The sequence below is a fragment of the Ammoniphilus sp. YIM 78166 genome, assembly GCF_004522215.1.
Lineage (GTDB): Bacteria > Bacillota > Bacilli > Aneurinibacillales > RAOX-1 > YIM-78166.
This window is the reverse complement of record NZ_SDLR01000001.1, coordinates 532,419-545,069: the sequence shown is the minus strand read 5'-3', so window position 1 is coordinate 545,069 and position 12,651 is coordinate 532,419. Positions and strand designations below refer to the sequence as shown.

The following is a 12,651-nucleotide window of genomic DNA, read 5'->3' as shown; positions in this document are numbered from 1 at the left end:
CGAATGTGATTTTACCAAAAATGACCTTCATAATGCAAATACTAAAACTGTCTTTTCCCGATGAATTTCGCAATTTCTTGTAAAGACTTTTTAGGCTGGCCTTCTGGCAGGTCCTCAAGCCAATGCATGGCTCTAGAAATATAGCGATCTGCTAAAGCTTGGGCATAATGAAGTCCTTGCGCTTTTCTTACTAATTGGATAGCATCCTCTATCTTTTCATCTGGCAACCAAACTTGAACCTCACCGCTGTTGTTAGCTCCCGTCGTCATCCAAGACTTCAATAGAGGACCAAGCTTGGGATCTTGATAGGTATGCAAGGCAGGAAGTGTAATATTCCCTTGACGCAAATCACTGCCTGCTGGCTTTCCTAGGGTTTTCTCGTCTCCGACAAAGTCTAAAATGTCGTCGGTGATTTGAAAAGCCATCCCCACGTTATAGCCATAGTTGTATAAGGCCCTAACATGCTTTTCTGGGGCACCGCAAACAATCGCACCAAGCTGGCAGCTTACAGCGATAAGCAAAGCTGTTTTCCGCTTGATTCGTCGCAGATAGTTTCGTAGGCTTTGATCCCAATCATGAAAATCACGAATTTGTTCAATTTCACCCTCAACCATTTGCTTAATGGAACGAGACAAAATCTGATGAACTCTCGGGTTTTCTAATTCCGTTACAGTCAAAAGAGCCTCTGCAAGAATATAATCTCCCGTGTACATAGCAAGGCGATTGTCCCACTTGGACTTTACCGTTTGCTGGCCTCTGCGCGTAGCGGCATCGTCAATCACATCATCATGAACTAATGTCGCCATGTGAATGAGCTCCAATGCAACAGCCAAATGCTTTAACCTCTCTCGATCGTACGTTCCAAATTTCCCTCCCAACAAGACAAAAACAGGACGGATTCTTTTTCCTCCTGCCTTAAGCAAATGACTGGAAGTCTTGTATAGTAGGGCGTCTTTCGTTGAGATGGATTTAGCCAGCTCTTTTTCTATATACTGCATATCTTTCTTTAGTTGAAAAAAAATGTCAGCTAATTTCATACATTCACCTTAAGTTATTCTCGCACCCGCACCCCATGTAATGACTTCAACAGGACGAGCTAATAAGCCAATCTCGGCTGCACAGCGAAAATAATATTCCAGCCCTCTCTTCTGTTCTGATTGGAAATCATGACATAGCCCAGAAAAGTACCCTTTCCAGAATTCATAACTTCCCCCGAATTCGCGTTGGGAATGACGAATGATATCATCCAATTGCTCTGCACCCTGTTTTTTTGCCCTTAGAAACTCCAAGTGGATGTTCCCTAATAAACTCGGTTCCGTAGCGATTACATCTTTTCGCACACACCACAAGGCAAACGTCATCCACATCCCTGTATGTTTATACCACAATTCCCCTAAATCGTAAACATAATACCCTGGATTCGTCAGCTTTGCCATCAGAGCATCATCCCCAATTAGCAAGGCTGCATCGGCTTGATCCATCATCTGTTCCAAGGAGGGCTTCATAGTCACATATTGAGGATGAGCCGCTTGAAATTTCTCCATGATCACTTTGAGTAAATTAACAGAAGTAGCAGAAGTATTGGTCAATGCAATTCTAGGCTCTTTCAACTCTTCTAAGGGGAACTTGCTAAACAGAAAAATGGAGCCCACGGCCCCTAGCGCACTAACGGATAAGTCCTCTAGGGCGTTATAGGCCCCGTCATTTTCTGCGTAAGTGAAGGAAGAAACCGGTCCCAAATCAATTTCTCCGGCTGCAAGATGCCTATTCAATTCGGCAGGCACCTTCTCAATAAAGGAAGCTTGTCCCGCGAACTTAGCGTCTTGGAAAAAATAAAAAACAGGCAACACATTGGTATAAGATATTTTTCCTATTCTCATTTTATCACCAAGTCAAGTATTGTAAAAACAAAAACCACTACGCTTAATACACCGTTCATTGTAAAAAACGCCGTATTTAATTTGGAAAGATCATGTGGAGACACTAGACGGTGCTCATAAATTAAGATGACCGCTGCAACAAGTACCCCGATGGCAAACATGAAGCTTAAATCGGTAAGGAAGTATAAGGCCACAAATCCTATTACGGTTATTGCGTGTAACCATCGAGCTAAACTTAAAGCGCCAGCTAAACCAAAGCGACTAGGAATAGAGTAGAGACCATTTTGTTTGTCAAATTCAATATCCTGACAAGCATAAATAATATCAAACCCGGCTGTCCATAGGGCTACTGTTACAAATAACAGTAATCCGATCATATCCACCTGGCCCGTAGTTGCCACCCATCCCCCAAGAGGAGCGAGCCCAATGGCCACACCTAAGACGAGATGACAGGCCCAAGTAAAACGTTTCGTGTAAGAATATAAAACAAGTACAAAAACCGCAAGGGGCAGTAATTGCACCGCCAGCATGTTTAATTGGAAAGCAGCGAAAAATAAGAGGGCAAAGGATCCAACAATAAAGACATACACCTCTTTAGCTGAAAGCAAGCCTGCAGGAATGGCCCTGGTTACTGTTCGAGGGTTTCTTGCGTCAATCGCCCGATCGATCACTCGATTAAGTGCCATGGCTGCACTTCTGGCTCCTACCATGGCAAGGGTAATCCAGAAGATCTGACCTAAAGTAGGCCAGGTTCCATTTACCACAATACTTCCAAGTATTGCGCCCATGTAAGCAAATGGAAGGGCAAATATAGTATGCTCAAATTTAATCATCTCTAAGATTATCTTTAATTTATTCATCTTGTACTATCTCCTTACATCCTAGGGAATGGAAACCTGATTCTCAGTCTGTTTCACGGTGCTCTTAATAAGATCCCTAATCCCTTGCTTTACCTCATCCTTGCGCAGAAAATAAACATCTTCCTGGATATTTCCGATGGCTTGTTCAATCATCAAGCGAACTCGATTGGCTGCTTCCCGCACGGAAATCTCTCCAGCCAGTTTCTTCATATGTCCACTTAGCTCTTGGCTGCTTTGATACCTTGATAACTCCTGAACCAATCGTTCAATTAGCGATAATTGCTCCATTAATCTCCGCCAAACAGCAACCAGCTCATCAGAAAAACGTGGGATAAAACTAGTAAAAAGGGCTGTATCGATTTTAGTTCGAAGCTGCATGGCTTCTTCTAAAGGTAGATGATGCTGCGTGTACAACTGAGTCTTTGCTACATTAATATCATAAATGGATTTTGCCAAAGTCTTAATCAAGGGAATATCCCCCAGATTCGACAGAAGATAATAATACTTGCTGCTAAATAAGTCCCCCGCCAGGACCGTCAGTTGTCTCCGACGAATTCCCTGTTCTGAAACTTGCGGCAGCAAGGTCACTTCCTCATGGCAATCCAGGGCTACCTGGATAAGGGACGTTGGAATAAGGTATTGCTTAATTTGATCGTAGGCTACACCAGAATCATGCAGAAACAAAAAAAGGACCTGCATCCGAACATAAGGGATGGAGGGAATTTCCACGTAGCGGTGAACAAAATCACAGGATATCTGGGTGTTTAACTCGTCTATAATGTCCGTTAATTCCTCCCGGAATAAACAATGCGTTAGAATCATGATTTTTTCCCCCAAAATGACAATGGATCAAGTATACCATACAAATTATATCCTAATTAACATTAATTTTTAAGAATCATTTTTGAAAGTTTGTCTTCCAAAGTACACCATGGGTCAAGGTTGTAAATTCTTGAAGGAAAGATTTCTTATCTTCTGTTTCTGTCAAGGCCTTGAGCAGATGATTCGTCTTTTCGGCGGAAACTGCAATGAGCACTTCATCCCTGCCTTTTTCCTTATAAAGGACGCGCACATATAGGCCTTCAACATTATTGACATTCAGATAGGCAAATTTTATGACGGAGAAAAGGTCATCGTATATATCTTCTACGTAAATCGGTTTTTCCATTGAGGCCTTATAATCAATAAAAAGATTGCGATTTTCCCATTTTACATGCCCTAATGCTAAACGCGTCTCAAAGGCGGAAAGCACATCTACTAGATTTTCTTCCCTTAATATCATAGGCTTGGTTGACTTAAACACAGGGGTTAATCCCAGTTGTTGTTCCTCGACATTGGGTGGCAAGGAAGAAAGCAGAAAGGCAAGCATGGTAGAAAGGACTATGGCAAAAAACAAATTACGCGCTAATTGCATGTTATACACCTCCCTCTCCTTTAAGTGTACGAGCAGAAAGGAGGATGTATGATTGCTACTACAAAAAGAAAGCAGGCACTCGCTCGCCTGCTTGACTGATTTATAGTTATTCTTCACTCGTATCGATAGTCCCATACCTCGTATGGATAATCGCCTTGCCTCTTATCTTCACAGCCGAAGTATGATCCGTAAACTGGGCAATCATGACTTCGCCTTTATCCAATTTTTCGGAATGATGAAAACGCGTAGTTTCGCCTCGCGTTAGTCCAATCACGTTCACCCCGTTTTCCTTGGCCTTAATAATAAAATAATCATTTGGTTGTGGTTGATCACTCATGAACTATCTCCTCCTATCCCTTTATCAAGCTAAATACTTCGGCTCGGGCAGCTACATCGCGTTCGAAGCACCCTCTGACTGCAGAGGTGACTGTCTTGGAACCCGGCTTTTTCACCCCACGCATCGTCATACACATATGCTCTGCTTCAACAACGACAACTACTCCCTGGGGCTCAAGCATTTCCATGATGCTATTAGCTACGATAGAAGTAATTCTTTCTTGCAACTGAGGGCGCTTAGCAACCGCCTCAACAGCTCTTGCTAGCTTGCTAAGTCCTACAACTCTTCCCCCTTGGGGTATGTATGCCACATGAGCCTTCCCAAAAAACGGAACCAGGTGGTGCTCACAAGTCGAATAAAAAGAAATATCCTTGACTAGTACGAGTTCTTCATGTTCTTCACTAAATATAGCAGAAAAATATTCCTTAGGTTCAATATGTAATCCTTGAAAGATTTCCTCGTACATTCTAGCTACGCGAGCGGGCGTATCTAGCAACCCTTCCCGGTCTGGGTCTTCACCCACCGCCTCTAAGATCATCCTAACCGCTTGTTGAATTTTCTCATGATCTACACTCATTTTCCTTCGCCTCCTACTCCAAAAAACACATTCCAATCATAGCACCTGATCATAAAAATTGCAAAATACGAGTACGTTCACTAAAATACTTACTGGATAGAAAAACTTATTAACATTGTGAGTATCTACTGATAAAATGAAAGATGGCATTTTGATCGTAAAACTTAAGTATTCTATAGACTTCATAGATCATCATCCGGCTTTTTATGCCAGAAAGAAGGTTATTAAATGAATAAGGGTTTAAAATGGGTTTCCATCCTAACCACCATTGGCATGTTCCTTGTGCTTATCGCTGGCTCTCTCGTCACTAAGACGGGATCTGGGCAAGGCTGCGGGAATACTTGGCCGTTGTGTCATGGTCAATTTGCTCCGCTTGATAGCTTGGAATCCATCATTGAATACAGCCATAGAGCCATTTCCGGGGTTGTCGGTATTCTCGTGGTCGTTCAATCGGTATGGGCTTGGCGTAAATTAGGGGACAAGCCTGGAGTAAAGGCCTTTGCCTTTCTCGGTTTCTTCTTTACCTTTCTTCAAGCTTTACTAGGCGCGGCTCAAGTCGTATGGGGCCAATCCTCCGCTGTGCTGGCCCTGCACTTTGGCTTTTCCCTGACGGCTTTTGCTTCTGTATTATTACTTACGATCCTAGTTTTTGAGGGACGAATGATTCAGCCGCAAAAGCTAGGATCGATTACTAAGCAACTAAGAAATGCCATCTGGTGGCTCTCCGTTTATTGCTATATCGTTGTCTATCTTGGTGCTTATGTTCGTCACACCAAATCTGGTTTAGGCTGTGTTAGCTGGCCAAAGTGTAATGGGTACTGGATTCCTGACCTTATCGGCTCAGGCTCAGTTGCGATTCAGTTCGTCCACCGCGTGGCTGCGTTCATCTTCCTGATTTTGGTTGTGTGGCTCACTGTCGTTATTGTGAAGTACTATCGAGTGCGTAAAGATTTATATTATGGATCCATTGCCCTTCTGATCTTTACAATTCTTCAGGTTCTAAGCGGAGGCTATGTGGTACTCGCCCGTTTAGCGCTAGGTCCTGCCTTACTTCACAATACCATTATAGCTGGATTGTTTGGCATCCTGTGTTACATGTGTTTCCAAACCTTAGACCATAACCAAGCAGCGAACGAATCTGAAAGTAAGAAGGGAGCCATCCATGGATAAGCGAATGCTCACGATTATGGTCATCCTTGTGACCATTTTCATTGGCTTTGGGATGATTATTCCTGTTCTCCCTAATATGATAGAAGATGCGCAAGCCGCAACTTACCACTTGGGACTCATGCTTTCCCTTTACTCTGCGATGTCCTTCTTTCTCTCCCCCCTTTGGGGGGCTTTTTCGGACCGCATCGGACGAAGACCGATTATCATGATTGGGGTTTTTGGCTTTAGCCTAAGCTTTTTCCTTTTTGGAATCTCTGATCAGAACCTGTGGGTCATGTATGCCTCCCGCTTGTTAGGTGGCGCCTTCTCTGGTGCAGCTACGGCTTGCTGCATTGCTTACGTTGCAGATATTACCTCTGAAGACAATCGGACAAAGGGCATGGGACTAGCTGGCATGTCTATCGGATTAGGTTTCATCTTCGGCCCGGCATTCGGCGGGCTCCTCAGTGTGTTTGGTAACGAGCTGCCGTTTTTTGCTGCCTCTGCCCTATCTTTAGGCACACTGATTTTTGCTTGGTTTGTATTAAAAGAGTCCCATCAGCCGAAGGAACATGGCCAACCTGAGGTTCGTGAATCTCGATGGAAAGCCTTTGCTGGGCCTCTTAAACATCTGTACATCCTTTCCTTTCTTGTCTCCTTTACCCTGGCTGGCTTAGAAAGTACCCTTCAATTTTTCCAAGTCGCTAAAATTGGCGCTTCAGCCTTTGAAATGGGTATGATGTTTGCCATCAGCGGTGTAGCAGGAGCCGTGATCCAAGGATATGTAGTTAGGAAAAAAATTAAAAAGGGAATGGAGAGCAAGGCCATATTAATCGGGCTGCTCGTATCCGGGACTGGCTTTATTCTCATACTCTTTTCGGTTAACTTCTGGACAGCGGCCTTATATGTCACGATATTCGGTATCGGAAATGCCCTTATACGTCCTTGTGTAACCTCTCTTGTCACGCAAAAGACCACAGTCGGACAAGGAGTGGCCTCCGGACTTATCTCTTCGATGGACAGCCTAGGACGTATTCTAGGGCCTCTGATTGGCTCTCTGCTCTTTTATTTCGATATCACCTATCCGTTTTTATTCGGGGGAGCTGTGCTCTTTATGGCTATCTCCTTAGTCTACTCCTATCGTGCAGCGGATCGGAAATTCGTTCTTTCAAAAGTAAGCTAGTATGAGCGGGGTCCTTCATGGACCCTTTTTATATAAAAAAAAATCCACACCCTAAGGTGCAGATTTCATCTAACTATGTACAGATTATACTCCAGCAACGGAATCTTTAAGAGATTTACCAGGTTTAAAAGCTGGGATTTTGCTTGCAGAGATTTCGATTTCTTCTCCAGTTTGCGGGTTACGGCCTTTACGAGCTGCTCTCTCGCGAACCTCAAAGTTACCAAAACCAATAAGCTGAACCTTATCCCCGTTTTTCAGTGCGTTCTCGATCGCATCGAATACGGCTTCAACTGCTTTTGTTGCATCCTTCTTAGTTAGCTCAGCTGCTTCAGCTACATAAGAAATAAGTTCTGTCTTATTCATTGTTTCACCTCCTCCCAATGAGTTGGCCTTCGTACTTACTACTTTCTTTAACCATTTTGCAATTATTTATACCTATTTACTAGAATTTCTTTCTAAAACACTTGAGACTACGGCGTTTCTTCTCTCGTAACATGCTTTATATTAATATAGAAAACCGTTGAGTTCAAGGGGTTTTCTCATGAAATATGGATTTTTCGCCATTTTTTTCACTAGATTTATAGAGAATGAGAGGATAGAAGAAAAAAGACCCCCATCGATAAGATGGAGGCCTTCATACAAGTTTGCTTCTTTTAAAGAATAATGGCAATTAACCCGCCAGAGCCCTCATTAATAATCCTTTGAAGGGTTTCCTGAAGCTTATACCGTGCATTCTCTGGCATCATGCCAAGCTTCGCCGAAATGCCCTCATTGACAATGGAGTTAAGGGAACGACCGAATATATCGGAATTCCAGATGCTAAGCGGGTCTTCCTCGAAGTCCTGCATCAGATAGCGTACGAGCTCTTCGCTTTGCTTTTCCGTTCCGATAATAGGAGAGAACTCCGATTCCACATCTACTCGAATCATGTGAATAGATGGTGCTGTCGCTTTTAAACGAACGCCGAACCGGCTGCCTTGGCGTATGATCTCCGGCTCATCTAACGTCATTTCCTGAATGGATGGTGGAGCAATACCATAGCCCGTTTGTCTTACCATATTTAAGGCAACCGCCACCCGATCATACTCACGCTTGGCATGTGAGAATTCCTGCATGAGCTGGAGGAGATGATCCTTACCGCGAATCTCTACGCCAACTACTTCTACAAGGATCTGATCGTATAGATAATCAGGTGCGTAGAGGTCAATTTCAGCAATCCCTTGACCCATATTCATATCAGACAAGGAAGCTTTTTCAATAAACTCATAGTCACTGAAATGCCCCACTACGCGGTCTACGTCCCTCAAGCGACGAATTTCTTTTACTGTCTCTCTTACGCTTTCTTCATAGTTCTGACGGAGCCAGTGATCATCGTGAAGTACCATTACCCAGCTAGGAAGATTGACATTGACTTCGTGCACAGGGAATTCGAAGAGCACTTCTCGAAGGGTAGCCATGGCATCCGCCTCTACCATATCATCTACACTCATGACCAATACGGGAACATCATATTTCTCCATAAGCTGGAGGCGAAGGTCCTGAGCTTCTTTTCGTTCTGGATGGACAGAGTTCACAACTATGATGAACGGCTTCCCTACTTCTTTTAATTCTGCGATTACTCTTTCTTCGGCTACTAAATAACCTTCTCTTGGTATTTCGGCTATCGACCCGTCCGTTGTGATCACCACCCCTAGAGTAGAGTGATCTTGAACAACCTTACGCGTCCCGATTTCCGCAGCCTCTTCAAAGGGAATAGGCTCGTCATACCAAGGAGTATTAATCATGCGAGGACCGTTTTCGTCTTCATACCCCTTTGCTCCTGTAACAGCATACCCAACACAATCAACGAGCCGCACATTGATCTCTAAGCCGTCAGCAACATGAATCTCCACAGCCTGATTGGGAACGAATTTAGGCTCAGTGGTCATGATGGTGCGTCCAGCTGCGCTCTGCGGCAATTCATCTTTCGCGCGGGCCCGATCCGTTTCACTCTTAATGTTTGGCATGACCACGAGTTCCATGAATCGTTTGATAAAAGTAGATTTACCTGTGCGGACAGGACCAACTACGCCTATGTAGATGTCTCCCCCTGTCCGTTCTGCAATATCTTTAAAAATATCTACTCGTTCCACATTCTTACCTCCCCTTCAAAATAAATGCTTCATTGGACTCTAGGATAGATTAGGACATTATAAATATATGAGGCGGTGGCGAGTTTATGATCAAATGTCGTTCAGTAAAAATAAAAAGAACAATTGACAAGGCAATTGTTCTTTTTGATCACCGATCGCACCCCTTTGCCTTTATAAACCATCCTATGGCCTGGGCAATGGATCTATGACAATTAGGTATAAAAATATTTTACTTAAGTGTTGGAACGTTTTCGACAAGCGTATACGAAAAGGCTTTAACCGGTACATAAAGGGAATTCTCTGGAATCAATTCAAGGAGATCTTTACCTGGAGGGATGGGCCCTTGTACCCCTTGGATAATTTGGCTTAGGTCCTTTTGATAATCGATCCCGACCACTCCCTCAGCTGACATAACGACGGGAAGCTTATTCCCCGTTACTGGACTTATGACGCTGTCCCTATCCTTCGCCACACCAATCTTCCTCAAATCGATCTTGAAATAACCAGGCTGGATAACCTCCGCTACAGGAAGATTTTGATTTTGTGTATGAAAGCGACTTACTCTCGTTTGAATATCATGTATATGTTCGACCATTTTTAAATCCAGTAGTTTAACGGTAGGCTGAACCTCTACATTCGTTAACACAAATAGATGCGATCCCCCCTGCTCGAATGCCGCACCCGGCATATAAGGCAGGTATTTAGGTACTAGTTGATTAAATTGAATGACATATTTTTCGAATATGGGAGTATTCGCTTCTTTGGTGGCGATCGGAAGTACCCGCGTTTCCGCAAAAAACTGATCAATAGCCCCCTGAACCATCTGAACCTGTTGCAGAGGCGGCAGTTGATTTTCTAGTTTTCGTTCTTGAGGGTACATGCAGCCCGTTAAAACCGTAATTAGCAGTACAATCCATAGTCTACTCATTTCTATATTCCTTCCTTTTCCTGGCGCTGTCGTTCTATCTGCTCTTTGACCGTGCTCTTCCATGCCTCTTCAGGAATTTGTACGAGAATCGGTCCATAGACGCGTGTTTGACAAGCCAGGCGATACCCCTCTGTAAGAGCTTGTTCACTCAGCATCCGCATCTCCTGTGTCGACGGGAGAGATACCATTGGCTCAGCCGTCGCGATCTTAACCTTACAAGTCGTACAGGTTCCATTTCCATTACACCGGTTGCGAATGGCTACGCGATTCTTAAGCGCACTCTGGAGTATATTTTCACCTTTGTTAACCGATACCGTCTTCCCTTTTGGCTGAAACTCAATCTTGACTCTCATAGCAAAACAACAAGAATAAGGAGCAAAGATGGGATCAACAACAAGAAGGCGAACGTTGAAACAATAAATCGTGGGATTCCTTTTAGCTTACTCCGAGCAAAAATAATGGCGATATTCGCCAAAAACATAAGTCCCATAGCAACAAAAGACGACATTTCTTTATCCATTTCTCCACTATCCTTCTTTCTTTAGTCATCCTTCTCATTATAGCATAAGTTGGCCAAAAACACCTTTCAGCCCAAGTGTGAATAGAATGCTAAAAAGGAGGCATTCGCATGGATATGATGAATCCAAGCTGGAAAAACCCAGAACGTATTAAGCGCAGGCGCCCTACTACCTTCCAACGCAATTACCCTAAACAAGCCCCAGCGCCTTTCCGTCAAGCCTATCAGGAACCCTACCCCGATATGGCAACTCAAGTGAAAATGGTCCGTGAGCAACTGCTGAAACTCCACTCAACATTAGAAAACATCCAGAGACTTGTCGATTCCCTTAACCTCAAAAGCCCTCCATCCTCAGACTGGGTTAAGAATCTGCACAGCCTAGACTATAGGCAAATGATGACTCTACTGCAATCTCCGGAGATCCAAGCCCTTGTGGAAACCTTCGCACGGGACGAGTCCCTAAAAAAAGAAGAGGGGTAACGTTTCCGTTACCCCTCTTTGACTGTATCTTCGCCTGTTAAAGGCTGCGTTAATAGAACCCAATATATCCTATGTGGACGCTGTGCATAATGCAACTTAGTTAGAAGCCCAATATTTTATATGGTGGATCTTTAATCTCACTTTATCATGCTATGACATTAGCATCAATTCTGTGCCATTTCTTCTCCTTCATGGCGCTTCAAACGCCCCATCAAATCCTCAACTGCATGACGGGGCAGCTTCGCTTCAAACAGTACCTCATAAAGTTCCTTGGTAATAGGCATCTCCACCTGCATTCTTTCCGCAAGCTCATAGGCTGCCTTAGTCGTCTTCACCCCTTCAACGACCATACCCATTCGTTCCAGCACTTCTTCTAAAGACATCCCTTGACCAAGCAGGTTCCCTGCTCTCCAGTTCCGACTGTGCTTACTCGTACAAGTTACAATGAGATCTCCTACTCCCGCCAATCCCAAAAACGTCATGGGATCAGCCCCCAAATGTACACCTAGCCGGCTAATTTCGGCCAATCCTCTTGTCATCAGAGCGGCCTTGGCGTTATCGCCAAAGCCTAGCCCGTCCGACAGACCAGCGCCAAGGGCAATAATATTCTTCAGCGCTCCGCCAATTTCTAGTCCCGTAACATCGGGGTTAGTATACACCCGAAAATAGGAGTTCATCAATAAGTCTTGCGCTTGTTCGGCCGCTCCAATAGGTTGGGAAGCCACTACAACGGTAGTAGGAGATTTCTGGCTCACTTCTTCTGCATGGCTGGGCCCGGAGAGGACCACAATACGAGAATGAACAGAAGCTGGCAGTTCTTCTTGAAGGACTTCCGAAATCCTCTTATAGGTTCCGAGTTCTAATCCTTTCACAGCGTGAATCAATAACGTCCCTGGCATCATAAATGCGGCTGCCTCTCTGGCTAGCTCCCTTATGCCATGTGAGGGGACAACAAACAAAACAACCGGTTTCCCCTTTATTACCTCTTCTAGATTGGTTGAGCATGAAATGAATTCGGATAGTTCAATATGGGGGAGGTACTTGGTATTGGTGTGTTGAAGATTTATTTCTCGCGCTTGGTCTTCTCTTCTCGACCACATGTGCACATGATGGCCATTGTCTGCCAATACCATCGCTAAAGCCGTTCCCCAGCTCCCCGCTCCAATCAATGCTATTTCCACCCTGCTCATCTCC

Annotated in this window: 16 protein-coding genes; 3 read left to right on the top strand and 13 right to left on the bottom strand. The window is 44.2% G+C overall.

Annotation, left to right across the window (positions count from 1 at the left end; all coding sequences use genetic code 11):
• Nucleotides 1–41: 41 nt before the first annotated feature.
• From hepT to folE, 7 genes are all read right to left on the bottom strand, one after another.
• The gene (gene hepT, locus EIZ58_RS02645; protein WP_134698966.1) at nucleotides 42–1,037 is read right to left on the bottom strand and encodes a heptaprenyl diphosphate synthase component II; all 996 of its coding nucleotides are present in this window, start codon (nucleotides 1,035–1,037) and stop codon (nucleotides 42–44) included.
• Between the two features lie 9 nt (nucleotides 1,038–1,046).
• A complete protein-coding gene (locus EIZ58_RS02640; RefSeq protein ID WP_134698965.1) occupies nucleotides 1,047–1,880 on the bottom strand; it encodes a menaquinone biosynthetic enzyme MqnA/MqnD family protein in 834 nt (277 codons plus the stop codon).
• Nucleotides 1,877–2,740 (bottom strand): UbiA-like polyprenyltransferase, encoded by an 864-nt coding sequence (locus EIZ58_RS02635; RefSeq protein ID WP_134698964.1) that lies wholly within the window; start codon nucleotides 2,738–2,740, stop codon nucleotides 1,877–1,879. The genes EIZ58_RS02640 and EIZ58_RS02635 overlap by 4 nt, the downstream gene beginning before the upstream one ends.
• Nucleotides 2,741–2,761: 21 nt before the next feature.
• A complete protein-coding gene (locus EIZ58_RS02630; protein ID WP_134698963.1) occupies nucleotides 2,762–3,562 on the bottom strand; it encodes a heptaprenyl diphosphate synthase component 1 in 801 nt (266 codons plus the stop codon).
• Between the two features lie 76 nt (nucleotides 3,563–3,638).
• Nucleotides 3,639–4,154 (bottom strand): hypothetical protein, encoded by a 516-nt coding sequence (locus tag EIZ58_RS02625; protein WP_134698962.1) that lies wholly within the window; start codon nucleotides 4,152–4,154, stop codon nucleotides 3,639–3,641.
• A gap of 106 nt (nucleotides 4,155–4,260) precedes the next feature.
• Nucleotides 4,261–4,491, bottom strand: coding sequence for a trp RNA-binding attenuation protein MtrB (gene mtrB / locus EIZ58_RS02620; protein ID WP_134698961.1), 231 nt, complete (start codon nucleotides 4,489–4,491; stop codon nucleotides 4,261–4,263).
• A gap of 13 nt (nucleotides 4,492–4,504) precedes the next feature.
• A complete protein-coding gene (folE, locus tag EIZ58_RS02615; protein WP_134698960.1) occupies nucleotides 4,505–5,068 on the bottom strand; it encodes a GTP cyclohydrolase I FolE in 564 nt (187 codons plus the stop codon).
• A 228-nt stretch (nucleotides 5,069–5,296) separates the two neighbouring features.
• Here folE and EIZ58_RS02610 point away from each other — a divergent pair, with 228 nt between their 5' ends.
• Together EIZ58_RS02610 and EIZ58_RS02605 are read left to right on the top strand one after the other, a co-directional pair.
• Nucleotides 5,297–6,238, top strand: coding sequence for a COX15/CtaA family protein (locus EIZ58_RS02610; RefSeq protein WP_134698959.1), 942 nt, complete (start codon nucleotides 5,297–5,299; stop codon nucleotides 6,236–6,238).
• Nucleotides 6,231–7,400: an MFS transporter gene (locus EIZ58_RS02605; RefSeq protein WP_134698958.1), complete on the top strand. Its 1,170-nt coding sequence runs from the start codon at nucleotides 6,231–6,233 to the stop codon at nucleotides 7,398–7,400. The genes EIZ58_RS02610 and EIZ58_RS02605 overlap by 8 nt, the downstream gene beginning before the upstream one ends.
• An 84-nt stretch (nucleotides 7,401–7,484) precedes the next feature.
• On the opposite strand, the gene EIZ58_RS02600 is transcribed toward EIZ58_RS02605, so the two are convergent.
• The 5 genes from EIZ58_RS02600 to EIZ58_RS02580 form a co-directional block, all read right to left on the bottom strand.
• Nucleotides 7,485–7,763, bottom strand: a complete 279-nt coding sequence (locus tag EIZ58_RS02600; RefSeq protein WP_134698957.1) for an HU family DNA-binding protein — start codon at nucleotides 7,761–7,763, stop codon at nucleotides 7,485–7,487.
• A 290-nt stretch (nucleotides 7,764–8,053) separates the two neighbouring features.
• Nucleotides 8,054–9,532, bottom strand: a complete 1,479-nt coding sequence (gene spoIVA, locus EIZ58_RS02595; protein WP_134698956.1) for a stage IV sporulation protein A — start codon at nucleotides 9,530–9,532, stop codon at nucleotides 8,054–8,056.
• A gap of 229 nt (nucleotides 9,533–9,761) precedes the next feature.
• A complete protein-coding gene (locus EIZ58_RS02590; protein WP_134698955.1) occupies nucleotides 9,762–10,460 on the bottom strand; it encodes a hypothetical protein in 699 nt (232 codons plus the stop codon).
• A 2-nt stretch (nucleotides 10,461–10,462) separates the two neighbouring features.
• Nucleotides 10,463–10,813, bottom strand: a complete 351-nt coding sequence (locus tag EIZ58_RS02585; protein WP_134698954.1) for a 2Fe-2S iron-sulfur cluster-binding protein — start codon at nucleotides 10,811–10,813, stop codon at nucleotides 10,463–10,465.
• Nucleotides 10,810–10,980, bottom strand: a complete 171-nt coding sequence (locus tag EIZ58_RS02580; protein ID WP_134698953.1) for a DUF2768 family protein — start codon at nucleotides 10,978–10,980, stop codon at nucleotides 10,810–10,812. The genes EIZ58_RS02585 and EIZ58_RS02580 overlap by 4 nt, the downstream gene beginning before the upstream one ends.
• 108 nt (nucleotides 10,981–11,088) lie before the next feature.
• On the opposite strand from EIZ58_RS02580, the gene EIZ58_RS02575 reads away from it, so the two are divergent.
• The gene (locus tag EIZ58_RS02575; RefSeq protein ID WP_134698952.1) at nucleotides 11,089–11,457 is read left to right on the top strand and encodes a hypothetical protein; all 369 of its coding nucleotides are present in this window, start codon (nucleotides 11,089–11,091) and stop codon (nucleotides 11,455–11,457) included.
• 164 nt (nucleotides 11,458–11,621) lie between these two features.
• Here the strand turns inward: EIZ58_RS02575 and EIZ58_RS02570 are convergent, their stop codons facing one another.
• Nucleotides 11,622–12,647, bottom strand: a complete 1,026-nt coding sequence (locus tag EIZ58_RS02570; protein WP_134698951.1) for an NAD(P)H-dependent glycerol-3-phosphate dehydrogenase — start codon at nucleotides 12,645–12,647, stop codon at nucleotides 11,622–11,624.
• Between the last annotated feature and the right edge of the window lie 4 nt (nucleotides 12,648–12,651).